This window comes from Kitasatospora saccharophila (genome assembly GCF_039529925.1).
In the GTDB taxonomy this organism is placed as follows: domain Bacteria; phylum Actinomycetota; class Actinomycetes; order Streptomycetales; family Streptomycetaceae; genus Kitasatospora; species Kitasatospora saccharophila.
This window is the reverse complement of record NZ_BAAANS010000036.1, coordinates 1-23,330: the sequence shown is the minus strand read 5'-3', so window position 1 is coordinate 23,330 and position 23,330 is coordinate 1. Positions and strand designations below refer to the sequence as shown.

Below are 23,330 nucleotides of genomic sequence, written 5' to 3'. Positions count from 1 at the left end.
GTCAGGTCCAGCTCCAGGTGCGGGTGGTGACGTGGAACGGGGCGGTGCCGGCGAGGGCGAGGGCGGCGTGGTAGCCGGGCGGGGCGGGGGTGTCGGTGAGGCGGTAGGCGCGGGACCAGGCGTCCTCGGGGGCGGTGGCGGGTCCGAGGGGGACGCGCAGGTCCTCGACGGGGACGCGCAGGCCCTCGACGAGGCGGCCGCCGTGCGCCTTGACCAGGGCCTCCTTGCGGGCCCAGAGGCGGGCGAAGCAGGCGGCGGGGTCGGCGGCGGCGCGGACGAGGCGGCCCTCCGCCGGGGGGAAGTAGCGGGCGGCCATCGCGGCGGGGTCCGTGTGCGGGAGGACGCGTTGCAGGTCGACGCCGACCGGGCGGACGGGGGAGAGGGCGACGAGGGCGAAGGCACCGGAGTGCGACAGGTTGAACCGGGGGCCGCCGTCGGGGAGGGCGGGTTTGCCGTGCGGGCCGTGCCGCCAGCGGAGCGCGGCGGGGGCGGTGCCGAGGCGGTCGGCGAGCAGGCGGCGCAGGGCGGCGTGGGCGAGGACGTAGCGGCGCCGGGTGTCGGGGTCGCGGCAGGTGTCGGCGCGCAGCCGCTCGGCGGGGGAGAGGTCGGCCAGCAGCGGGGTGAGGGGGAGGCCGGGGCCGGGGTCGGGGACGAGGTGCAGCAGCACGGCGTCGTCCTGGCGGGCGGTCATCGCGGCGCCGCCAGCGAGACCGCGGAACGGTCCAGGACGGAGAGCGAGGGACGGCCGGTGAGGGCCATGGTGTGGGCGAGCTCCTCGGTGGCCACGCCGAGCACCCCGGCCACGCCGTCCGCGCCGTCGGCCGCCAGGCCCCACAGGACCGGGCGGCCGAGCAGCACCGCCCGCGCGCCGAGCGCCAGCGCGGCGAAGGCGTCCGCGCCGCTGCGGACCCCGCCGTCGAACAGCACCGGGCAGGCGCCGCCGACCGCGTCCACCACCTCCGGCAGGGCGTCCAACGCGGCCGGGGCGCGGTCGAGCTGGCGGCCGCCGTGGTTGGAGACCACGACCGCGTCCGCCCCGTGCTCGACGGCCCGCCGGGCGTCCTCGCCGGTCAGGACGCCCTTCAGGACCAGCGGCAGCGGACTGCGGGCGCGCAGCCAGGCCAGGTCGGACCAGGTCACCGACGGGTCGACGGCCTCGGCCGTGTGCACGGCGAGCGCGGAACGGCCGGGGGCGGGCCGGTGGGCGGCGGCCATCAGTGCCGGGTCCAGGTTGACGGCCCGGACGTCCGGCGGGATCGCGAAGCCGTTGCGGGCGTCGCGGTGCCGGCGGCCCAGGTACGGGGCGTCCACGGTCAGCACCAGGGCCCGGTAGCCGGCCGCGGCGGCCCGCCCGGCCAGGTCCGCCAGCACCTCGCGGCGGCGCAGCCAGTACAGCTGCAGCCAGCACGGCCCGGTGGCCGCGGCGGCCACCTCCTCCAGCGTCCGGGAGGCGAACAGGCTCACCACGTACAGCGCCCCGGCCCGCCCGGCCCCGCGGGCGGTGGCGAGCTCGCCCTCGGGGTGCAGCAGCCGGTGGTACGCGGTGGGCGCGACGCCGACCGGGGTGGCCAGCGGGGCACCGAGCAGCTCGGTCGCGGTGTCGGGGGCCGACACGTCGACCAGCACCCGGGGCCGCAGCACCACCCGCCCGAAGGCCCGCAGGTTCGCCCCCAGCGTCCGCTCCTCGCCCGCCCCGCCCTCGACGAAGTCGCGCACGGAGGAGGGGAGCCGGCGGTACCCGCGGGCGCGGTAATCGGTCAGGCGGAGCGGGGCGGTCATCGCGGCACCTCGCCGGTCCGGGCCGGGGCTGCGCCCGGGTGTCTCCTCGTCCGCCTCTGCCGTGACGAATTCGCTGGCGGGGGAGGTCGGTTGGTGGTGGTCGTGGTGGTGGGTCGGGTGGCGCGGGGTGGTCATCGCGGTACCTCGCCGGTCCGGTCCGGGGCCTCCTCGGGCGAGGACAGCGCCCCCAGTTCCCACCACAGGCCGGTGCCGGGCTGGGCCGGGTCGGCGGGGTGCGGTCCGGCGGGGGTGATGCCGGCCGGGTCGAGCCGCAGGACGCGCTCGCCCGGCAGCGGGTCGCCGAACAGCAGCGCGACGCCCCGGCTGACGGCGGGCAGCGCGACCGGGACGCCCGGGTCGTACGGCAGCGCGTCCTGCTCGACCACCAGCAGCAGCGCCCGCCGCAGCCCGGCCGAGTCCGCGTACGCCGTCAGCAGCCGCAGCGCGGTGAACGCGGCCGTGCCGTCCTGGCCGCTGACCGCGAAGGACAGCGGGGCGCCCGGACAGACGTGGCCCAGCCGGCAGGCGGTGGCCCGGCCCGGGGTCAGGTCGGGGACGGAGTGCGCGAGCACCAGCAGGTCGACCTGCTCGCCCGCCGGGACGACCGCCCGGATCAGCGCCTCGGCCATCTCCCCGTACGACTGCCCGGAGACCGGCGGGCCCGGCGAACCCGCGTCCGGCGCGTCCGGCGCGCCTGGCAGGCCCGGCGTGCCCGGCGCGTCCGTGCGGACGGACAGGCCGTACGGGGCGAGCAGATCGGTCAGGTAGCGGTGCAGCCGGGCCGCGTGCACCGGGTCGGCGGCCAGCGCGGACGGCTCCGGGAAGGCCAGCCGGGCGGCCCGGCGCACCCCCCAGCGGGGCGCGGGGGCGCCGGCCGGGGCGGGCGGCAGCAGGGTGCGCAGGCTCACGCGTCCGCCAGCAGGTGGTCCGCGACGTACGCGGCCAGCGAGCCGACGGTGGCGAAGTCGTCCCGGCCGAGGTCCTCCACGCTGATCTCCAGGCCGAGGCGCTCCTCCAGTTCCAGGACGAGCTCCAGGCCGGTGGTCGAGTTCAGCCCGAGGGCGTCCAGCAGTTCGGTGCCGGCGTCCGCGCCGGACACCTCGCGCTTGAGCACGACCGGCAGCAACTCACAGATGGCGGCGGTCAGTTGATCGGAAGAGGCCATGAGGGGATCCTTCGCGGAGAGAGGGGGAGGACGGTCAGTGCTGGAGGACCATGGCGGCGAACGTCGCACCGCGCCCGGCGCCCGCCGCGGCCATCACGTACGGTTCGCCCCGGCGCAGCAGGCCGCGCTGCCGGGCGGTGCGGTGGTTGACGAAGTGGTCGGCGCAGAAGACGTGCCCGACCGTCGGCACGTGGTCGAGCACCACCCGCTCGCGCGGGTAGCCCAGGACCCGGCAGACCTGGTGCCAGGCCACCCGGTTGACGTTGTGCGGCAGGACGGCCGTGACCCGCTCCAGCGTCAGCCCGGCCTCCTCGACGGCCGCGCGCACCACCGCCGCCAGCGCCTCGCCGTAGATCCGCTGGAACTCCGACTCCAGCTCCGCCGAGTCCGTGACGGTGTCGAACTCGCCGCGCAGGTCGACCGCGTACGATAGCACCCGGTCACGCCCGCCGGACGCCGAGACCAGGCACGCCCCGGCACCCTCGCCGAAGAACGAGCTCCCCGGCACCGCCGCCGCCTCCGGCGTGAACGCCTTCTCCCCGGCCAGCACCAGCGCCAGCGCGTCCGGATCGCCGTCCGCGGCCAGCAGCCGGCCCGCCGCGTCGATCGACAACAGGCCCGAGGCACAGGCGTGGTGGCCGACCGAGAACACCGGCACCCCCGGGTCCAGACCCAGCTCCGCACACAGCTCCCGCACCGGGTCGTACGGGTACGGGGCGACGGTCGGGAAGGACCGGGCGTGCAGCACGTAGCGCACCAGGTGCTCCCGGCCGCGCAGCGGCGCCAGCCCCGCGACCGCGCCGCGCAACAGGTCCAGCAGACTGCCGCCCTCGTCCCGGCTGACCTCGCCCAGCCCGTGGTACCGGCGGAAGATCCGCACCTGCATCGGCGTCAACCCGAGCTCCCCGGCCAACGCCTCGATCGGCACCCGCCCGGCCGGCAGGTGGTCCGAGACCGCGAACAGCGACGTCACCGCCGCACCCCCGCCCCCGCCGCACCGGCGTCCGCGCCCGCGTCCGCGCCCGCGTCCGCACCGGCGTCCGCGCCCGGGACGGCGTTCGCGCCCGCGACGTCAGGCTCCTTGCCCGCACCGGCTTCCGGCTCCGTTTCCGCCCCCGCCCCCGCCTCCCCGTCCGCCGTCAGGAAGTCGAGCGCGGCTCCGACCGCCAGTTCCTCCACCGTGCGCGCCAGCGTCTCGGCGTCGGCGGGGGAGACGTGCCGGGTGTCCGTCAGGACTTCCATCAGCAGGCCCTCCGGGGCGTCCTCGAACTGGGCCTGCAGGATCCGTCCGGGCAGGTCGGTGCGCCGGACCCAGCGGAAGGTGCTGCGGGCCCGGGCGGCCCGTAGGGCGGTCGGGGTGGGGGGCGGGTCGGTCGGGGCGGCTGCCGGGCGGGTGCTGCGGTCGTTGAAGAAGCACTGCACGTCCAGGTCCTCGCCGCGTTCCGCCGAGATCCGGGCGATCAGTTCGTTCAGCCGCTCCGGGTGGAAGTACGCGTGCTTGTACGCGGCCAGGGTCGCGCCCCGGGCCGCCGCGACGGCCGCGGGGACGCCGCCGTCGCCGGTGTCCAGGACGGCGATGCCCGCCTGGGCGGCCATGCACACCGCCCCGCCGAGCGCCGAACGGAACCGGTTGCTGACCACCGGTCGGAGCACCACCGGTTCCGCCGCACCGATCCGGCGCAGCGCCAGCGCGTACACCGCCAGCAGGACGGCGCGCGGGTCGCCGCCGGTGCGGGCGGCGACCACCGGCAGGGCCAGCGGGAGGGCGGCGGAGCGGAACTCGCCCGTCCAGTGCCGGGGTTCGCGCGGATCGGTGGAGGGGGCGAAGCGGCGGGCGGGAACGGTGCGCAGGATCCGCTCCCAGTGACGCAGCGCCCGCGCGTTCTGCTGCTGCCCGGCCGCCGAACCCTGCCAGGCCGCCTGCTCCAGCTGCTGCAGCCCGGCCACCGGCCCGTCCGCTCGCTCGCGCACCTCGCGCAGCATGATCGCCCCGCCCGCGGCGTCCGACACCAGGTGGTTCATGATGCTGACCAGGTGGGTCGGCCGGCCGCCCGCCCGGACCACCGCCATCCGCACCGGCCACTCCCCGGCGTGGTCGAACGGCCGTTCCCGGTAGGCCAGTTCGACCTGCGCCGCGAGCCCGCCCGGATCGGTCCCGGCCGGCGCGTCGTACAGTTCGAGACCGATCCGCCCGGAGGCGAACAGCTCCTGCGTCGGGTGCCCGTCCGGGCCGAAGCGCAGCCGGGTGCGCATCGACGGGAAGCGGCCCATCAGGTAGCGCAGCTCCGCCGCCACCGACTCGACCGTGCGGTCGGCCGGGAGGGCGGCCGTGCCGCCGATCGGCAGCGAACTGCGCTGCGCCACCATCGCGTGCCAGATCTCCCACATGCCCCAGGACAGTTCGCCGACGCCCGAACCGTCCCCGGCGAAGGGCACCTCGATCCGCTCGGCGGGTCCCGTCACGCGGCCGCCTCCGTTCCCGCCGTCACCGGGTCCCGTCACGCCGTCACCGGGCCCCGCCGCACCGGCACCGGGCCCCGTCACGCCGTCACCGCCGCCGCGGCCCGGTGCCGCTCCCGCATCAGGAACTTGCGGACCTTGCCGGTCGGCCCGAGGATCAGCTCCTCCTCGCCGATCACCAGCACCGCCCGCAGGGTCGCCGCCGCCGCGGGCGTCAGCGCCGCCCGGACGGCCGCGGCCCGGTCGACGGCCGGATCCGCTCCCGGACGCAGCGCCAGCAGCACGTCCGTCACCACCGGACCGTCCACGGAACCCGCAGAGACCCCAGAACCCCCAGGCACCCCAGAACCCGCAGACGCCCCGGAACCCGCCGCCCCGGTGCGCAGCGACACCACCGTGCAGTCGAGCACGTCCGGGCAGGCCACCAGGATCCGCTCCTCGCTCAGCGCCGTGTACAGCCACTCGCCGCCGCCCAGGTCGACGGCGTCCACGGCCCGGTCGACGTGGAAGTAGTAGCCCTCCGCGTCGCGGTACAGCAGGTCGCCGGTCAGGTAGTAGCCGTCCAGCCGGTTGCGGTACGTCGCCGCCGAGTCGTTCCAGTAGCCGGGCGCCAGCGTCGGCGCCTTCAGGCCGAAGTGGCCGACCTCGCCGACCGGCACCTCCCGGCCGGTGGCGAGGTCCAGCAGCGCGACCTCGGCGAAACCGTGCGGCACGCCGACGCAGCGCCCGTACCGCCCGGTGTCCGGGCCGTGGGTGAGGTGGAACGCGGAGTGGCCCATCTCGGTGGAGCCCAGGCCGTCCACGAAGTGCGAGCCGGGCACCCGCCGCACCCCCTCCCGGGTCACCGTCACCCGGGAGCCGGCCGCCACCAGGCGGCGCACGTGCGGCTCGTGCGCGCAGTCCCCGGTGTTGAACCAGAGCGAGACGGAGTCCAGGCGGCGGGCGGACAGGTCGTGCCGGGCCAGCTGCGCCCAGGTCGCGGCGAAGCCGAACACGCCGGTCGGCTCCCAGCGCTCGATCGCCGCCAGCACCCCGTCGCCGTCCTGCGCGGACAGGAACAGCACCTCGCTGCGGTGGCACAGCGCCAGGTTCAGCGTGGAGACGCCCGCCGCGTGCGCGGCCGGCAGCGCGCTGAGGATCCGCTCGGTGCCGCGGGCGCGCGGCGCCGCCAGCCGGAACAGCTTCACCGCCGCGAACAGGCTGGCGTGCGAGTGCACCACCGCGGCGGGCATCCGGGTGGTCCCCGAGGAGTGCGTGATCACCACCGGGTCGTCCGCGTGGTGCCGGTACGGGACGGGCGCCGCCGCCGGATCGCCCGTGCCCGGCCCGCCGGCGTCCGCGTGCAGGACCACCTCCGGGTCCTCGCCCGCCAGCCGCTCCCGGTGCTCGGCGTCGGTCAGCAGCGCCACCGCCCGCAGCCGCCGCACGTACTCGGCCGCCACGTCGCCCGGCAGGTGCCGGTTCAACAGTGCCGGGACGGCGCCCAGCCAAGTCAGCGCCAGGAAGTTCAGCAGGCAGTCCGCCGACCCCGACACGTACAGCGCCACCGGGTCGCGCGGCCCGACGCCGTGCCCGTGCCACCAGGCGGCCCGGGCCGCCACCCGCTCCCGCAGCTCGCCGAGCGTCAGCCCGTGCTCGGCCGGGAAGCCGTCGACGGGCACGTCGAACGCCGCGCCCGGCCCGTCCGGGTCCGCGCCGTGCGCCAGCAGCGAGGTCAGCACGTTGCCCGTGCCGAGCCCCGGGTCGGCGGCCAGCCGCGCCCTGATACCGGTGTCCCTCATGCCCCGCCACCTTCCCCGCGTACGCCCGTCACTTCTTCGATAGCCGCCAGCAACTGCGCCCGACCCGGCTGGCAGGCCCGGTCCAGCGCCGGGGCGAACGGCAGCACCGCCCCCTCCGGGCGGGTCACCCGGCGCGGCGCGGCCCGCAGCCGCGCCCCCTCGGCGGCCGTCGCCAGCACCTCCGCGGCGAACCCGCAGGAGCGGTTGGAGTCGTCCAGCACCACCAGCCGGCCCGTCCGGGCCAGCGAGGCCGCCAGCCCCGCCCGGTCCAGCGGGTGCAGGGTGCGCGGGTCGAACACCTCGACCGAGACCCGGCCGGCCAGCTCCTCGGCCACCGACAGCGCCTCGTGCACCAGGTGGCCCACCGCCACCACCGTCACGTCGGTGCCCGACCGGTGCACCCGGCCCCGGCCCAGCGGCACCGGACCGAGCGCCGCGAGGTCCACGTCCTCGCGGACCCCCAGCGCCCCCGCCGGGGCGAACACCACCACCGGGTCGTCGTCGCGCAGCGCCGACAGCAGCAGCCCGTACGCGTCCGAGGGCGTGGCCGGCACCACCGTCTTCACCCCGACGTGCGCGAACAGGCCGTACGGGTGGTCCGAGTGCTGCCCCGCCCAGGACTCCCGCGAGCCCGAACCCGGCAGCAGGTACGTCACCGGCACCCGGGCCTGCCCGCCCGACATCAGCGAGAACTTGTGCGCCTGGTTGGCGATCTGCTCGAACGCCAGGAACAGCAGCGACGGGATCTGGAACTCCACCAGCGGCCGCAGCCCCACCAGCGCCGCGCCGGTCGCGAACGAGGTGAACGCCTGCTCCGAGATCGGGGTGTCCAGCACCCGCTCCGGCCCGAACCGCTTCGCCAGCCCCGCCGTCACGTTCGACACCGCGACCCGGACGTCCTCGCCGAACACGCACACCGACGCGTCGCGCGCCATCTCGTCGCCCAGCGCCCGGTTCAACGCCTTCAGGTACGACAGCTTCGGCACCTCAACCCACCTCCGCCGCGTACAGGTGCTCCAGCGCCGAGGCCGGATCCGGGTGCGGCGCGGCGCGGGCGAACTCCACCGCCGCGTCCAGCAGTTCGTCGATCTCCGCGTCGATCGCTGACCGCACCTCCGGCGCCAGCCGCGCCCCCTGCACCTCCAGCGGGTCCCGGGCCCGGCCCGCCGCCTCCTCCGCCGCCGAACGGTAGCCCGGCCGCGCCGCGTGCTCCCAGGTGTGGTGCGCGTCGAAGCGGTACGCCGCGCACTCCAGCAGCGTCGGCCCGCCGCCCGCCCGGGCCCGGGCCACCGCCGCGGCCGTCGCGTCCAGCACCGCCCGCGGGTCCGTCCCGTCCACCGCGTGCGCCGGGATGCCGAACGCCCGGGCCCGGCCCAGGATGCTGCCCGCCACCGCGTCCGCCGTCCGGGTCGAGGTCGCGAACCCGTTGTTCTCGCACACCAGCACCACCGGCGCCCGCCACAGCGCCGCCAGGTTGAACGCCTCCAGCACCACGCCCTGGCTCACCGCGCCGTCCCCGAAGTACGCCACCGCGACCCGGTCCGAGCCCGCCCGGCGCAGCGCCCAGGCCGCACCCGCCGCGATCGGCACCGCCGCGCCCACCATCGCGTTCGCGCCCAGCACCCCCAGCGAGAAGTCCGCCGCGTGCATCGAACCGCCCCGGCCCCGGTTCAACCCCGGCTCCCGGCCCGCCAGTTCGGCCATCGTCCGGGCCGGGTCGGCCCCCTTCGCCAGCACGTGCCCGTGCCCCCGGTGGGTCGAGGTGATCACGTCGTCCGGCCGCAGCGCCGCGCAACTGCCCGCCGCGATCGCCTCCTGCCCGGTGTACGGGTGGACGCCGCCCGGCACCACCCCCGCCCGGACCAGCTCCACCGCCCGCCGCTCGAAGCCCCGGATCAGCGCCACCGTCCGGTACAGGTCCGCGTCAGCAGCCATCACGGCCCGCCCCGGCGGAACGCCACAGCACCGGGCAGAACTCCGGGTCCGCGTAGTCCGGCCGCCCGTCCGGCAGCCGGCGCACCAGCACGTCGTGGTTGTACACCGCCGCGCCGCCGTCCGAGAGCGGGAAGCGCCGGTACTCGTTCGCCCCGTCCTGCAGGTGGAAGGAGACCGCCCGGCGCGGCCGCCCGCTGACGTTCGGCCCCGAGCCGTGGTACGTGCGGCAGTGGTGGAAGGACACGTGACCCTTCGGGATCACCAGCGGCACCTTCCGCACCTCCGCGCCGTTGTGCGCCGCGTTCAGCGCCAGCAGCCGCTCCAGGTCGCCCCGGTCGCGGTCCGCGAAGTGCCGGGTCACCGAGTCCTCCCGGCCCACCTCCCGCCAGCGGTGGCTGCCGTCCACCACCGTCAGCGTGCCCATCTCCTCGTCGCAGTCGTGGAACGGCACGAACGCCGTCAGCATCCGCTCCGAACTCGACGTCGACCAGTAGTGCTTGTCGATGTGCCAGGGCACCACGTTGCTCGGCTCGCCCGCCACCGCCGGCTTCAGGATCAGCGTCGACTGGAACACCCGGATCTCCGACACCCCCGCCAGCAGCGCCGCCACCGCCCCCAGCAGCGGCTTGCGCAGCACCCGCGCGATCGGGTCGCTCTCGTAGTGCACGTAGTCGTTGTGCCGCTGCACCGGCCCGTCCGCCGGCTTCCAGGCCGCCAGCCGGGGCGGGCGCACCGGCAGCTCCCGGCTGCGCGCCCCCGCGTAGTACGCCTCGGCGGCCGCCGCCAGGGCGTCCACCTCGGCGTCCGAGAACACCTGCCGGCTCAGGTACCAGCCGTGCTCCGCGTAGAACGCGACGTCCGCCTCGTCCGGCAGCAACTCCAGCTCCCCGGCGGTCAGTTCGAACCGCAGCTCACCCGTCCCGGTGCTCACTTCGCCACCACCCCGCCGCGCGCCGCCGGAACCCGCAGGGCCGCCAGCTCGCGCTCCTTGGCCGCGTACAGCGCCGGAATGTTCGCGGTGCCGAAGGTGCGGGCGCCGTGCCGCTCGATCAGCTCCCAGAAGAACGTCCGCCGCACGTGCAGCGAGGTCGCGAAGATCTGGTACAGCTCGCCCCAGTGGTCCCGGTCCAGCAGGACGCCCCGGCTGCGCAGCCGCTCCGCCGGGCGCACCGGCAGGGTGTCGTAGTAGGCGTCCGGCGTCGGGGCGAACCCGACCCCGCGCGCCGCCATCGCGTCCACCGCCCCGGCCACGTCGGCGCAGGACAGCGCCAGGTGCTGCACGCCCGGGCCGCCGTGCCAGGCCAGGAAGTCGTCCACCTGCCCCGGCTCGCGCGCCCCGTCCGGCTGGATCAGCGTCAGGGTGATCCCGCCCGACGGGCTCTGCACCACCCGGGAGAACATGCCCTGCCCGCCGACCTCGATGTACTCCTCGAAGACCACCTCGAACCCGAACGCCTCCCGGTAGTACGCCACCGTGTCGTCCAGGCACCCGTCCGGCACGCACACCGCCGCGTGGTCGATCGCCCGCACCAACTCCGGCCCCGGCGAACCCTCCTGGGCCCCCGGCGCCCGCCCCGGCGAGCCGGACGCCTGCGGCACCGCGACCAGGCCCGGCAGGAACCCCCCGCCCGCGCCCCGCCGCTCCACCAGCCGGTGCACCACGTCACCGAAGCCCGACACCACCGCCGTCACCACCCCGCCGCGCTCCCGCGGCGGCTCCAGCCCGAGCGCCCCGCCGGCCACCGCACCCGCGTACGCGGCCGTCACGTCCGGCGTGCCGAACGCCAGCACGGCCACCCCGTCCCCGTGCCGGGCGACGTACCGCGCCGCCGGGTGCCCCTGCTCCAGGCCCGAGGTCAGCAGCACCCGGCAGTCGCCCTGCCCCAGCAGCAGACTGCGCTGCCCGGGCAGGCCGGTCTCCGGACCGCCCTGCGCCAGCAGGCGGAAGCCGAGCCCCGCGGACAGCACGTACGCCGCCTGGCGCGCGTCCCCCACGTGGAACTCGACGTGGTCGAGATCGAGGAAATCCATCGCGTGCAGTTCCTTCTCTTCTCCGACGGAGCGTCAGTTCGCTTGTCATTGGCGGAAGTTGTTCAGACCTGGCGGGCCAGCGCCGTGCTCGGCGGGCCCAGCACCAGGCTCACGTTGTGGCCGCCGAACCCGAACGAGTTCGCCAGCACGTGCCGGATCCCCGGCGCCGGACGCGGCCCCCCGCGGACGTGGTCCAGCGCGCACTCCGGATCCGGGTCGTCCAGGTTGTGCGTCGGCGGCAGCAGCCCGCGCCGCAGCGCCAGCACCGACACCGCCGTCTCCACCACCCCCGACGCGCCCAACAGGTGCCCGGTGACCGCCTTGGTCGCGCTCACCGGCGGCCCGTCCGCCCCGAACACCTGCCGGACGGCCGACGCCTCCGCCCGGTCGCCCAGCCGGGTGCCGGTGCCGTGCGCGTTCACGTAGCCCACGCCCCCCGGCGCCAGACCCGCGCAGCGCAGCGCCAGCCGCATGCAGGCCGCCGCGCCCTCCCCGTCCGGGCGCGGCGTGGTCGGGTGGTGCGCGTCGTTGGTCGCCCCCCAGCCCAGCACGTCCGCGTACCCCGCCGCACCCCGGCCGTCCGCGTGCGCGGCCCGCTCCAGCACCAGCACGCCCGCCCCCTCGCCCAGCACCAGACCACTGCGCCGCCGGTCGAACGGCCGGCTCGCCCCCGCCGGATCGTCGGCCCAACCACGGGCCAACGCACGGGCGTTGGCGAAGGTGTCGGCCAGCGTCGGGAACAGCGGCGCCTCCGCGCAGCCCGTCACCACCACGTCCGCCAACCCCTCGCGCAGCAGCCGCCACCCCTCCGCGACCGACTGCGCCCCCGCCGCGCACGCCGTCCCCACCGAGGAGCTGTAGCCCCGGATGCCGTGCCCGATCGCCACCCGGGCCGCCGCCATGTTCGGCAGCATCCCCGGCAGCAGGTACGGGCTCACCCCCAGCCGCCCGCGCTCGGTGCGCGCCACCACCTGCGACTCCAGCGTCGCCAGCCCGCCCGTCCCCGACAGCACCACCGCGATCCGGTACGGGTCCACGTCCCGGCCCGCCACGATCCCGGCGTCCGCCAGCGCGTCCGCCGCCGCCCGCAGCGCCAGCACGATGTACCGGTCCACCACCCGGGTCTCCGGCGCCGGCAGCACCGACACCGGATCGATCGGCGGAGCGAACCCCGCCACCTCCAGCGACCCGGCCAACGGCCCGTCCGGATCCGGCCGGCGCAGCCCCGACCGGCCCGCGCACATCGCGTCGAACACCGCCCCGGCGCTGCCGCCGACCGGCGTCACCAGACCCATCCCGGTGACCGTGACGTCCGTGCCCATGCCCGTGCTCCCTCCAGCTGACGACGTGTTGCGAACCAGCGCCCGGCGGGCCCGGTGTCTCTCCTGCGCGAGCCGGTGCGGCACCCCGGTCAGTACGCGTCCGGCGGCGCGAGCAGGACGGCGGCGGCGCGCTCCGCCCCGCCAGGTACGGCCGACTGCTCGACCAGCACCAGCAGCGCGAGCCCGGCGTCCCCGTCCGCGAGCAGCCCCTCGGCGACCGCCACCCCGGAGCGGGCGTCACCGACGCACACCACCGGACCGGTCAGGTCCCGGCGCGCCGCCAGGTGCCCGGCCACCGCGTTCGGCACGGCCTGGAAGAACAGCAGCGGCCCGAGCCGCTCCCCGCCGTCCACCGCCCCCGCCACCCGCACCGCCCCCGCCAGATCACCCAGCGCACTGGCCACCACCACCGCGGTCACCGGCCCCCCGGCACCGGCCCCGGACGGGTGCGCGTCCAAGCAGCGCCGGGCGGCCTCGGCGGCCAGCGGGCTGAACGAGGACGCCACGAACCCCGGCAGCACCGGCAGCACGACGTCCGCCGCCGACTCCGGCCACCGCCCGGCCGCCAACACCCGCAACCCGGCCGCCACCGCCAACTCCCGCAGCCCGTCGGCGCTCACCGGACACCCGCCAGCGAGGCGGTGACCGGCCGTCCGGCACGGGGCCCGGAGGGGTGCCCGCCCGGGTGGGGCCGGGTGCCTTCGCTGGTCAGCGGGTCGAACGAGGACGCCCCGCCCCCCGGCACGACGACATCCGCCACTCCCGGCCGCCGTAGCCCGTCGGCGCTGACCGGGCGCCCGCCAGTGAGGCGGTGATCGGCAGTGCGGCACGGGGCCCGGAGGGGTGCCCGCTCGGGCGGGGCCGGGTGTTTTCGGTGGTCAGCGGGTCGAATGAGGACGCCTCGCCCTCCGGCAGCACCGGCAGCACGGCGTCCGCCACTTCCGGCCGCCGCCAGCTCCCGTAGCCCGGCGGCGCTGACCGGGCGCCCGCCAGTGAGGCGGTGATCGGCAGTGCGGCACGGGGCCCGGAGGGGTGCCCGCTCGGGCGGGGCCGGGTGTTTTCGCTGGTCAGCGGGTCGAACGAGGACGCCCCGGCCCCCGGCAGTACCGGCAGCACGGCGTCCGCCACTTCCGGCCGCCGCCAGCTCCCGCAGCCCGTCGGCGCTCACCGGACACCCACCAGCAGCGCCGTGTTCGCGCCGCCGAACGCCGTGCTGAGGCTCAGCGCGTACGCACCCGGCGGCGGCGCCGGGGTGTCGGAGGCCCGCACCAGGTTCAGCGGGCAGTCCGGGTCCGGGCCCAGCAGCCCGGCGTTCACCGGCAGCCGGCCGGCCCGCAGCGCGGCCACCGTCAGCACCAGTTCGAGCAGCGCCCCGGCTTCCAGGGCCTGGCCGTGCACCGACTTGGTCGAGGAGACCGGCACCCGCGCGCCCGCCGGTCCGAGCGCCCGCAGCAGCGCCGCCGCCTCGGCCCGGTCACCGAGCACGCTGCCCGCGCCGTGCGCGTTCACGTACCCGACCCGCTCCGGGCCCACCCCGCCCCGGTGCAGCGCCGCCCCGATCGCCCGGGCCAGCCCCGCCCCGTCCGGCCGGGGCCGGCAGACGTGGTACGCGTCGCCCGCGCGGCCCCAACCCGCCAGCACGGCGGGCGGATCGACGCCCCGGGCCCGGGCCGCGTCCGCCGCCTCGACCACCACCGCCGCCACCCCGTCCCCGAGCAGCAGCCCCGTCCGGCCCGCGCTGAACGGGCGCACCCGCCCGTCCCGGGCCAGCGCCCCGCCCGCGTCGAACACCGCGAACTGGTCCGCCTCCACCAGGTACCCGGCCGCCACCACCACCCGCTCCACCCGGCCGCGCGCCACCGCCGAGGCGGCGTCCGCGACCGCGTCGGCCGAGGCCGTGCAGCCCGAGGTGTACGCCCGGCCGCCGTGGCCCGACAGGCCGGTCCGCCGGGCCACGGCGGCCGCGAACGCGCCCACCGCGTGCTCCGCGCGCCGCTCGGGCACCGCCCGGGCCAGCGCCGGATCGCCGTGCACCGCCAGGTACAGCGGACAGTCGGCCCGCTCCGCCCCGGACAGCCCCGCCGTCCCGCACGCCTCCTCGACCACCCGGTCCAACTCCGCCTCCAGGCGCAGCGGTTCGGGATGCACGGCGGCCCGGTCGGTCCGCCGCCCGGCCACCTCGAACCGCCCCACCGGGCCGAACGCCGCCCGCCCCTCCAGCGCCGCCCCGAGCAGCGGCCCCACGCCCCGCCCGAACGCGCTCAGCACCCCCGTCCCGCCGAGCACCACGGACCGGGGGCCCCGACGGACGGCCGTCAGTACGGTGTCGGTCATCCTCGGTCACCTCCCCTTCGTGCGTCTCGCCCTGTCATCGACTCTTCCGCGTGCGTTCCGTGCGTTCCGTGCGTTCCGCACGTCCCGCGCCGTCCGGCGGCCCGGCCGTACGGGGCCGCCCACCGGGTCCGGTCGCTCTCCCGCTCCGTCCCGTCCCGTCCTGCTCCGTCCCGTCCCGCCGCTACCGCTGCGTCCCGGTCCGGAGCCCGTCCAGCAGCAGTGCGGCGTCGGACACCGTGGCGATCCGGGCCAGCGTGTCGTCGTCCAGCCGCTGCCCGTGCCGCTGCTCGATCACGTGCGCCAGCCAGGCCAGCTCCATCGAGTCGATCCGCTCCGGCACCTCCTGCGGCGTCCGCCCGCCGAACTCCGCGAGCAGCGCGAGCACTTCCTCCCTGGCCGTCACCGCCACGGTCAGTGCCCCGCCGTCGCGGACGCCAGCCGGGCGGCCACCGCCGCACCGAACTCGCCGACCGTCATGGTGCCCAGCAGCTCCGCCTCGTCGTCGTCGAACCGGACGCCGAACCGCTCCTCCACCCGGACGCCCAGCTCGGCCAGCGCCAGCGACTCCAGGTCCGCGCCGGCCGGGCCGAGCCGGGTGTCGTCGTCGACGTCGGTGGTGTCGTAGTTCATCTCGCCCAGCGCGGACAGCACGAACGCGCGGATCTCGTCGAGGGTGATCGCCTCGGTGGACATCGCCGCTCCTTCCTCTTCTTCTTCCGTTGCTTCGACTTCTCGGGTCCCGGCCGCCGGGGCCGGACCGTTCAGGACCATGCCGTTGACGCTCAACCGCTCAACCGCTCAACCGCTCAACCCCTCAAACGCTCAGAGCGCTCAGGGCCGCCGGACGGCCGCCGCCAGCGCGGCCCGGTCGCGCACCGGCTTCCCGGTGGCGGTCCGCGGCAGCCGCTCCAGCACGTGCAGCAGCCGGGGTCGCTTGTACGCCGCCAACCGCTCGGCCAGCCGTTCCTCGACCGCGGCCGCGGTGCCGCCGGGGGCGAGCACCAGGTACGCCTCGATCGCGGAGCCGTGCAGGACGACCGCGGACTCGACCTCGGGCAGCGCGGCCACGGTGTGCTCGACCTCGGTCAGGTCGACCTTCAGCCCGCCGACCGACACCTGCGAGTCGAGCCGCCCGCGGACCCGGACCCGCCCGGTCCCGGGATCGACCGACCCGCCGTCCCGGGTGCGCAGCCAGCCGTCGGCCCAGCGCTCCGCGCCGGCCGGGTCCAGGTAGGGCGAGCGCTCGGCGGCGACCAGCAGTTCGCCGTCCGCCTCGCGCAGGCCGAGGCCCGGCGCGGGGGTCAGTTCGGGGCGGTGCGCCCCGGACAGGTCGGTGGCGATCACGCCGACCTCGGTCATCCCGTACATGCTGCCCAGCCGGACGCCGTACCGGTCGACGAAGGCCCGGTGGACCTCGGCGCGGACCGGCTCGCCGCCGGTGGTCATGCCGGTCAGCTGGGGGAGCCGGGGCGGATCGGCCGCCCAGCCCAGCAGTTCCAGGTGGAACGGCACGCCCAGCAGGGTGGTCGGTTCGGGGCCGGCCGCCACCGCGGCCAGCACGCCCTCGGCCGTGATCCGTTCGGGGAAGGCCAGCCGCACCCCCGCGTGCAGGCAGTGCAGCAGACCGCCGACCAGGCCCAGCACGTGCACCGGCGAGGCCAGCGAGACCATCCGCTCGCCCGCCCGGGGGACCCCGTCGATCCGCTCGTACCGGCCGAGTTCGGCGACCAGGTCGGCCGCCGTCCGCCCGATCACCTTCGCCGGGCCGGTCGATCCCGAGCTGAGCTGGACCAGCGCGTGCGGCCCCTCGGCCGGCCGGCCCGGCCGAGGGGTGACCCGGGCGAGCTGCCGGTAGTGGCCGCGGGCCGGACCGCCCGGCACCGGGTGCTCCGCGTCGACCAGCACCTGCGGCGCCAGCCGCTCCAGCGCCCGGTCGGTCTCGAACGGGGTCAGCCGGTGGTCGAGCAGCGCCACCCGGGCCCCGGTCCGCCAGCCGGCCAGCAGCTGGACGACCAGTTCGAGCGAGGGCGCCAACCGGACCGCCACCGATCCGCCCCGGCGCAGCCCGGCCGCGCCCAGCGCGGCCTGCCGCTCCCGGACCAGCCGGCGCAGCCCGTCCCGGGTGACCGGTTCGTCGAAGAAGAGGCAGGGCTCGGCGCCCGGGCCGCGCAGGAGCACCTCGTCGACCCATTCGGGTGCCAACGGCCCGGACAGGGCCTGTGGGAGCGCTCCCACGCTATGCGCCGGAGCTGCCGAAACGTCTTTCATGGAGAACCCGAACCTCTTCCTGGCACGGTCGTGGGGAACCTGTGAAATTCCCACGCCGAACTTTCAACGCTGAATTGACCGGGTGTCAAGACCTGTTGCCGGAATCCGCGCCCCGGCCGAATTCCGCCGCCCCGAACCCGCCGCGGGCCCGCCCCGGCCCCGCTCCCGCCGGTCGTCCCCGCCGGTCGCGTCCGCTGCGTTGACGGGGGAGCACCCCCTCGCTAGTGTGACCGCCGGTTGGCCAACTCGCCTGGTACGGCAGCCTGTTGCCAGCTCCTGACGGATCGTCCGCTGACGACCGGTCAGCTCCACCGCCGCCCCCGCCCGGCGTGCCCCGCTGCCGCCGCCGCTGCGGCCGGAGTGTCATCCGCATGCCCACGGGTCGTTTCCCCGGCGGGTCGATCTTGCGATGGACCAGACCAATCCGACGTTATCGCGCGCATTTCCGCGGCATTTCCGGCCGCCATTTATGGGCGCATCCATGTCAACTTTTTGAGGACCGGCCCAGTGGACCCTGCAGTGGAACCAGCCCGCGAACCCGCGACCGACCCCGGCCTGAACACGGCCGTGGAGCGCTACTACGACATCACCCTCGACCTGTACGAGGAGCTGTGGGGCGAACACGTCCACCACGGCTTCTGGGACGAGGGCCAGAGCCCCGCCCTGGACGGCGCCGACCGGCACGCCGCCACCGACCGGCTGGTGCGCGAACTGGTCGAACACGCCGCCGTCCCGGCCGGCTCCCGGATCCTCGACGTCGGCTGCGGCATCGGCGGCCCCGCCCTCCAACTGGCCGGCCCGCTCGGCTGCACGGTCGAAGGCGTCACGCTCAGCGCCCGCCAGGCCGCCCGCGCCAACGAGAAGGCCCGCGCCGCCGGCCTCGACCACCGCGCCCGCTTCCACCAGCAGGACGCCCTCTCCACCGGACACCCCGACGCCGCCTTCGACGTGGTCTGGGCGATGGAGAGCCTCATGCACCTCCCCGACCGCCCCGCCTTCTTCGCCGAGGCCCACCGCCTGCTCCGCCCCGGCGGCACCCTCGCCGTCGCCACCTGGGCCGTCCGCGACGGCGCGCTCGACGCCGACGAGCGCGCACTCGTCCGGCAGATCCTGCAGCACCAGGTGATGCCCGACTTCTCCTCCCTGGAGGAGCACGAAGGACTCGCCCGCGCCGCCGGCTTCACCGACGTCGCCGTCGCCGACTGGAGCGCCGCCGTCGCCAACTCCTGGGACCCCGCCTTCGCCCGCATCCCGCAGATCGACCGCGGCCCCGCCGCGATGCGCGACCTGGCCCGGACCCGGGGCGTCGACGTCCTCGGCTTCTTCCACGCCGGACCCCTGATGAAGAAGGGCTTCGACACCGGCGTCATCACCTACGGCGCCCTGCGCGCCGTCAAACCCCGGCCATGACCGCGCACCCCCCGCTCCGCGAGGTCGCCGACCTCCTGCGCACCGTCCTCGGCCGACCCGCCGACTGGACCGACACCCTCCGCCCCGACACCCTCCTCGACGGCGAACTCCACCTGGAGAGCCACGACCTGGCCGCCTGGAGCCTCGCCCTCCGCACCCGCTACGGCCCCGCCGCCGACCTCGCCACCCACCTCACCACCCTCGACCTCGACGCCCTCACCACCCTGACCCTCGCCGACGTCGCCACCCTCGCCGCCGGCTCGACGCCCGGCGCCCCGGCAGAACCTGACGGAAAATCAACTTCCGCCAGTAGCAACGCCCCAGACCCTTCCCCCGGCGCCGGGGCCGCGCCCCCCGGGCCCGCCCCGTCCCGGGGCCGGCCCCCGCGCGGGCGGTTCCTCTTCGTCTCGCTGCCGCTGTTCGGACACGTGCACCCGCTCGCCGCCGTCTCCCGCGAACTGCTCGCGCGCGGCCACCAAGTGCTGTGGGCCGGGTCCGAAGCGTTCCTGCGGCCGCTGCTCGGGCCGGACACGCCGATCGCGCCGATCCCGCTGCGCGCGCACCGGGGGCAGGCCGACCGGGGGCTGGCGGCAGCCAGGTCGCGCTGGGACGGCTACATCGTCCCGCACGCCCGGCACACCCTGCCCGGCATCGAGCGCGCGGTGGCCGCCTTCCGCCCGGACGTCCTGGCCGTCGACCAGCACGCCGTGGCCGGCGCCCTCGCCGCGCACCGCGCCGGCCTGCCCTGGGCGTCGCTCGCGCCCACCACGATGGAGCTGACCCGCCCGTACCGCACCGCCGTCCCCCGGGTGGAGGAGTGGATCGAGGGGCGGATGGCCGCGATGTGGACCGCCGCCGGACTGCCCGGCACGCCCCCGCACGACCTGCGCTTCTCCCCGCACCTGCTGATCGGCTTCACCGGCACCGCCCTGACCGGCCCGCCGGCCCGGCCGGACAACGCGGTGCTGGTCGGCCCGGCCCTGGCCGCTCGGGAACCCGACCGGGCCTTCCCCTGGGAGTGGCTCGACCCGGCCCGCCGCCGGGTGCTGGTCACCGTCGGCACGCTGTCCCTGGACCTCGCCGCCGACTTCCACGCCCGGATGGTCGAGGCGCTGCGCCCGCTCGGCGACCGCCTGCAGGCCGTGATCGCCGCCCCGGACGGCACGGTGGCCGACCCGCCCGCGCACGTCCTGGTCCGGCCCCGGGTCCCGGTCCTCGAACTGATGCCGAAGCTGGACGCGGTGGTCAGCCACGGCGGCCTGAACACCGTCTGCGAGGCGCTCGCCCACGGCGTGCCGCTGCTGGTCGCCCCGATCAAGGGCGACCAGCCGATCAACGCCGCCCAGGTCGCCGCCGCCGGGGCCGGCCGCCGGGTCCGGTTCGCGCACGCGAGCCCGCAGCAACTGCGCGCGGAACTGCTCGCCGTCCTGGACGACCCCGCCCACGCCGCCGCGGCCCGCCGGGTCCAGGAGTCCTTCGCCGCCGCCGGCGGCGCACCCGCGGCCGCCGACCACCTGGAGACCCTGCTCCCGGCCCGACCCCGAGTTCCCCGCCCCGCCCCGCCGCCCTCCCCGTCCCGAACAGGAAACGCCCACCCGTGAAGACCCCCAAGCCCCTCCGCGACACCTGGCTGGTGTTCCAGCGGCACCTGCTGCTGATGTCCCGCTCCCCGCTGCAGATCTTCCTCGGCGTCGCCCAACCCGTCGTCTACCTCGCCCTGTTCGCGCCGCTGCTCAAGCCCGCCCTGGCCCCGATGGGCGCGGGCACGATGGCCGACGCCTACCGGATCTACGTGCCCGGCATGCTCGTCGCGCTCGCCCTGGGCGGCGGCCTGTACGTCGGCTTCGGCCTGCTGGCCGAACTCGGCTCCGGCGTGATCGAACGGGCCAGGGTCACCCCGGTCAGCCGGGTCGCGCTGCTGCTCGGCCGCTCGCTGCGGGACGTGGTGGTGCTGGCCGTCCAGGCGGCCGTGCTCATCGTGCTGGCGACCCCGCTCGGCCTGCTGGTGCGGGTCCCCGACCTGCTGCTGGCCTACCTGCTGCTCGCGCTGATCTCGCTGACCAGCTCCGCGGTCTCCTACGGCCTGGCGCTCAAGGTCGGCAACCCGGACGTGCTGGGCCAGCTGGTCAACAACCTCGCCCAGCCGCTGATGCTGCTCTCCGGCACCCTGCTGCCGCTCGCGCTGGCCCCGCTGTGGCTGCGCCGGGTCTCCGACTGGAACCCGTTCAGCTGGGCCGTGACCGGCATGCGCGCGCTGTTCACCGGCCACCCGGACGACCCGGCGGTCTGGCGCAGCCTCGCCCTGATGGCGGTCGTCGCCCTCGCCGCGCTGCTCTGGTCCGCCCGCCGCTTCGCCCGCACCGTCCGCTGAACCCCTCCCCGACCCCCAGCAGAAGGACCCCGATGATCGAGACCAGCGCACTGCGCAAGTCCTACCGGACCGGCCGCCGCGGCCGGACCACCACCGTGGACGCCGTGGCCGGACTGGACCTGCGGGTGGCCGAGGGCGAGATCTTCGGACTCCTCGGCCCCAACGGCGCCGGCAAGACCACCACCCTGCGGATGCTCGCCACCCTGCTCCCGCCCGACGGCGGCCGGGCCACCGTGGCGGGCGCCGACCTGCTGGCCCGCCCCGCCGACGTCCGGCGCGCCATCGGCTACGTCGCCCAGGGCGGCGGCACCTGGGACGAGGTGACGGCCCGTGAGGAACTCGTGCTGCAGGCCAGGATGCACGGCCTGGACAAGACCGAGGCGCGGGCCCGGGCCGCCGCCGCCGTCGACTCCTTCGACCTCGCCGAGTACGCCGACCGCCCCTGCCGCGGCTACTCGGGCGGCCAGCGCCGCCGGCTCGACATCGCCCTCGGCGTGGTCCACCGCCCCACCGTGCTGTTCCTGGACGAGCCCACCTCCGGCCTCGACCCCGCCGCCCGGGCCCGGCTGTGGGCCGAGGTCCGCCGGCTGCGCGACGCGGGCATGACGGTGTTCCTGACCACCCACTACCTGGACGAGGCCGACGCGCTCTGCGACCGGATCGCCATCGTCGACGGCGGCGCCAAGGTCGCCGAGGGCACCCCGGCCGAGCTCAAGCGCTCCATCGCCGGCGAGGTGGTCACCGTCACCGTCGCCGAACCCCACCTGGCCCCCAAGGCCGTCGAGGTGCTCGCCGCCCAGGAGTGCGTCCGCACCGCCGAGGAGCGCGGGGACGGCGCCCTGCGGCTGTCCGTCGACGCCGGGGAGAGCGCGATGCCGCAGATCATGCGGGCACTGGCCGGGGCGGACATCGCCACCGCCACCATCGCCCTGCACCGCCCCACCCTGGACGACGTCTTCCTCGCCCGCACCGGCCGCTCGATCGAGGAGTCCTGACCATGGCACCCGCACCCGCACCCGACCCCCGGCCCCTGCCCCACGTCCGCCGCGCGGTGGTCACCGGCGGCGCGGGCTTCGTAGGCTCGCACCTGTGCGACCGGCTGCGCGCCGCCGGCACCGAGGTGGTGTGCGTCGACAACCTGCTCACCGGCAGCCTCGACAACCTCGCCGACCGCGCCGACGACCCCGGTTTCACCTTCCGCCGGCACGACGTCTGCGAGCCCTTCGACGTCGAAGGGCCGGTGGACCTGGTCGTCCACCTCGCCTCGCCCGCCTCCCCGCACGACTACGCCCGCCACCCCGTCGAGACCCTCCGGGCCGGCGCCCACGGCACCCAGCACGCGCTCGAACTCGCCCGCCGCAAGGGCGCCCGCTTCCTGCTCACCTCCACCTCCGAGGTCTACGGCGACCCGCTGGTCCACCCGCAGCCCGAGACGTACTGGGGCAACGTCAACCCGATCGGCCCGCGCAGCCAGTACGACGAGGCCAAGCGCTACGCCGAGGCGCTCACCACCGCCTACCGCACCGCCCGCGGCACCGACACCGTCATCGTCCGGCTGTTCAACACCTACGGCCCGCGGATGCGCCCCACCGACGGGCGCGCCGTGCCCGCCTTCATCACCCAGGCGCTGGCGGGCCGGCCGCTCACCGTCGCCGGGGACGGCGGCCAGACCCGCTCGCTGTGCCACGTCGACGACACCGTCGCCGGGATCCTGGCCGCGGCCGCCACCGGGCACCCCGGCCCGATCAACCTCGGCAACCCCGCGGAGCTGACCATCCTCGAACTCGCCCACCGGATCCGGGACCTGTGCGACTCCGCCTCCCCGGTCGAGTTCGTCGGCCGCCCCGGCGACGACCCCGCCAGGCGCCGTCCCGACATCACCCTGGCCCGCACCGCCCTCGGCTGGCAGCCCGCCGTCGACACCGACCGCGGCCTGGCGCAGACCATCGACTGGTTCGCCCGCCGCCCGGTCGGCGCCCGGGCCTGAACCTCCGACGGCCACCCGGCTCCCGACCTCCCGCCCGGCCGCTGCCACCGGCCGCGAACCGCTCGGCCGGGCGGAGGAGAGCACGCCCCCTGCGCCGTCGAGGACCCGGACGGCTGCTGCACACCCGCCCGCCCCCACCCCCCCACCGGCCGGGCCGTCCCCGCCGACTACCCCCCCGCCAGGGTGCGTCCGTGGACGCCGACGCACTCGACCGCCGCCACCGCGCCGTACCCGGGCATCGGCCGGCCGACCGTGGTGTGCCGGTTGCCGGAGGACGGCCACTGGGAACCGGTCGCGCGGCAGGTCGCCCGGGGGCAGTGGTTCCCGCGCTGGAGCGGGCCCGGCAGCCGGGGGGGAGCGCGGGCGGCACACCGACACGCCCGACGCGTTCGCGCCGTACCCGGGCATCGGCCGGCCGACCGTGGTGTGCCGGTTGCCGGAGGACGGCCACTGGGAACCGGTCGCGCGGCAGGTCGCCCGGGGGCAG

Annotated in this window: 22 protein-coding genes; 5 read left to right on the top strand and 17 right to left on the bottom strand. The window is 76.7% G+C overall.

Features of this window, described 5'->3' with window-relative positions:
- Position 1: 1 nt before the first annotated feature.
- The 17 genes from ABD345_RS24660 to ABD345_RS24580 all read right to left on the bottom strand — a co-directional run bounded on the left by ABD345_RS24660 (position 2) and on the right by ABD345_RS24580 (position 17,009).
- Positions 2–691 carry a 4'-phosphopantetheinyl transferase family protein gene (locus ABD345_RS24660; RefSeq protein ID WP_344554784.1) on the bottom strand — a complete coding sequence of 230 codons (690 nt, stop codon included), beginning with the start codon at positions 689–691 and terminating at the stop codon, positions 2–4.
- Positions 688–1,914, bottom strand: a complete 1,227-nt coding sequence (locus ABD345_RS24655; protein WP_344554783.1) for an alpha-hydroxy acid oxidase — start codon at positions 1,912–1,914, stop codon at positions 688–690. Before ABD345_RS24655 ends, ABD345_RS24660 begins: the two co-directional genes overlap by 4 nt.
- Positions 1,911–2,687, bottom strand: coding sequence for a hypothetical protein (locus ABD345_RS24650; protein WP_344554782.1), 777 nt, complete (start codon positions 2,685–2,687; stop codon positions 1,911–1,913). Before ABD345_RS24650 ends, ABD345_RS24655 begins: the two co-directional genes overlap by 4 nt.
- Complete coding sequence (locus ABD345_RS24645; protein ID WP_344554781.1) at positions 2,684–2,944, bottom strand: phosphopantetheine-binding protein; 261 nt, start codon at positions 2,942–2,944, stop codon at positions 2,684–2,686. The genes ABD345_RS24650 and ABD345_RS24645 overlap by 4 nt, the downstream gene beginning before the upstream one ends.
- Before the next feature lie 34 nt (positions 2,945–2,978).
- On the bottom strand, positions 2,979–3,917 hold the full coding sequence (locus ABD345_RS24640) for a 3-oxoacyl-[acyl-carrier-protein] synthase III C-terminal domain-containing protein (protein ID WP_344554780.1): 939 nt from the start codon (positions 3,915–3,917) through the stop codon (positions 2,979–2,981).
- Complete coding sequence (locus ABD345_RS24635) at positions 3,914–5,407, bottom strand: condensation domain-containing protein (protein ID WP_344554779.1); 1,494 nt, start codon at positions 5,405–5,407, stop codon at positions 3,914–3,916. Before ABD345_RS24635 ends, ABD345_RS24640 begins: the two co-directional genes overlap by 4 nt.
- Before the next feature lie 77 nt (positions 5,408–5,484).
- Entirely contained in the window at positions 5,485–7,185 is a 1,701-nt protein-coding gene (locus tag ABD345_RS24630) for a class I adenylate-forming enzyme family protein (protein ID WP_344554778.1), read from the bottom strand.
- Entirely contained in the window at positions 7,182–8,171 is a 990-nt protein-coding gene (locus tag ABD345_RS24625) for an alpha-ketoacid dehydrogenase subunit beta (protein WP_344554777.1), read from the bottom strand. The genes ABD345_RS24630 and ABD345_RS24625 overlap by 4 nt, the downstream gene beginning before the upstream one ends.
- 1 nt (position 8,172) lies before the next feature.
- Complete coding sequence (locus ABD345_RS24620; RefSeq protein ID WP_344554776.1) at positions 8,173–9,120, bottom strand: thiamine pyrophosphate-dependent dehydrogenase E1 component subunit alpha; 948 nt, start codon at positions 9,118–9,120, stop codon at positions 8,173–8,175.
- Positions 9,110–10,051, bottom strand: coding sequence for a phytanoyl-CoA dioxygenase family protein (locus tag ABD345_RS24615; RefSeq protein WP_344554775.1), 942 nt, complete (start codon positions 10,049–10,051; stop codon positions 9,110–9,112). The genes ABD345_RS24620 and ABD345_RS24615 overlap by 11 nt, the downstream gene beginning before the upstream one ends.
- The gene (gene hppD / locus ABD345_RS24610) at positions 10,048–11,151 is read right to left on the bottom strand and encodes a 4-hydroxyphenylpyruvate dioxygenase (RefSeq protein WP_344554774.1); all 1,104 of its coding nucleotides are present in this window, start codon (positions 11,149–11,151) and stop codon (positions 10,048–10,050) included. Before hppD ends, ABD345_RS24615 begins: the two co-directional genes overlap by 4 nt.
- A 62-nt stretch (positions 11,152–11,213) precedes the next feature.
- Positions 11,214–12,473: a beta-ketoacyl-[acyl-carrier-protein] synthase family protein gene (locus ABD345_RS24605; protein WP_344554773.1), complete on the bottom strand. Its 1,260-nt coding sequence runs from the start codon at positions 12,471–12,473 to the stop codon at positions 11,214–11,216.
- Positions 12,474–12,562: 89 nt separating this feature from the next.
- A complete protein-coding gene (locus ABD345_RS24600) occupies positions 12,563–13,093 on the bottom strand; it encodes a beta-ketoacyl-[acyl-carrier-protein] synthase family protein (RefSeq protein WP_344554772.1) in 531 nt (176 codons plus the stop codon).
- A gap of 544 nt (positions 13,094–13,637) precedes the next feature.
- A complete protein-coding gene (locus ABD345_RS24595; protein WP_344554771.1) occupies positions 13,638–14,807 on the bottom strand; it encodes a beta-ketoacyl synthase N-terminal-like domain-containing protein in 1,170 nt (389 codons plus the stop codon).
- A 181-nt stretch (positions 14,808–14,988) separates the two neighbouring features.
- Entirely contained in the window at positions 14,989–15,210 is a 222-nt protein-coding gene (locus tag ABD345_RS24590) for a hypothetical protein (RefSeq protein ID WP_344554770.1), read from the bottom strand.
- Positions 15,211–15,218: 8 nt separating this feature from the next.
- Positions 15,219–15,500: a phosphopantetheine-binding protein gene (locus ABD345_RS24585; protein ID WP_344554769.1), complete on the bottom strand. Its 282-nt coding sequence runs from the start codon at positions 15,498–15,500 to the stop codon at positions 15,219–15,221.
- 138 nt (positions 15,501–15,638) lie between these two features.
- Positions 15,639–17,009 carry a class I adenylate-forming enzyme family protein gene (locus tag ABD345_RS24580; protein ID WP_344554768.1) on the bottom strand — a complete coding sequence of 457 codons (1,371 nt, stop codon included), beginning with the start codon at positions 17,007–17,009 and terminating at the stop codon, positions 15,639–15,641.
- 573 nt (positions 17,010–17,582) lie between these two features.
- Between ABD345_RS24580 and ABD345_RS24575 the strand changes: the two genes are divergently transcribed.
- The 5 genes from ABD345_RS24575 to ABD345_RS24555 are packed head-to-tail and all read left to right on the top strand — an operon-like array spanning position 17,583 to position 22,843.
- Positions 17,583–18,485, top strand: coding sequence for a methyltransferase domain-containing protein (locus ABD345_RS24575; protein WP_344554767.1), 903 nt, complete (start codon positions 17,583–17,585; stop codon positions 18,483–18,485).
- The gene (locus ABD345_RS24570; RefSeq protein ID WP_344554766.1) at positions 18,482–20,086 is read left to right on the top strand and encodes a glycosyltransferase; all 1,605 of its coding nucleotides are present in this window, start codon (positions 18,482–18,484) and stop codon (positions 20,084–20,086) included. The genes ABD345_RS24575 and ABD345_RS24570 overlap by 4 nt, the downstream gene beginning before the upstream one ends.
- The gene (locus tag ABD345_RS24565) at positions 20,083–20,856 is read left to right on the top strand and encodes an ABC transporter permease (protein WP_344554765.1); all 774 of its coding nucleotides are present in this window, start codon (positions 20,083–20,085) and stop codon (positions 20,854–20,856) included. The genes ABD345_RS24570 and ABD345_RS24565 overlap by 4 nt, the downstream gene beginning before the upstream one ends.
- Before the next feature lie 32 nt (positions 20,857–20,888).
- A complete protein-coding gene (locus tag ABD345_RS24560) occupies positions 20,889–21,851 on the top strand; it encodes an ATP-binding cassette domain-containing protein (RefSeq protein WP_344554764.1) in 963 nt (320 codons plus the stop codon).
- Between the two features lie 2 nt (positions 21,852–21,853).
- On the top strand, positions 21,854–22,843 hold the full coding sequence (locus tag ABD345_RS24555) for a UDP-glucuronic acid decarboxylase family protein (protein WP_344554763.1): 990 nt from the start codon (positions 21,854–21,856) through the stop codon (positions 22,841–22,843).
- The last annotated feature ends 487 nt before the right edge of the window (positions 22,844–23,330 follow it).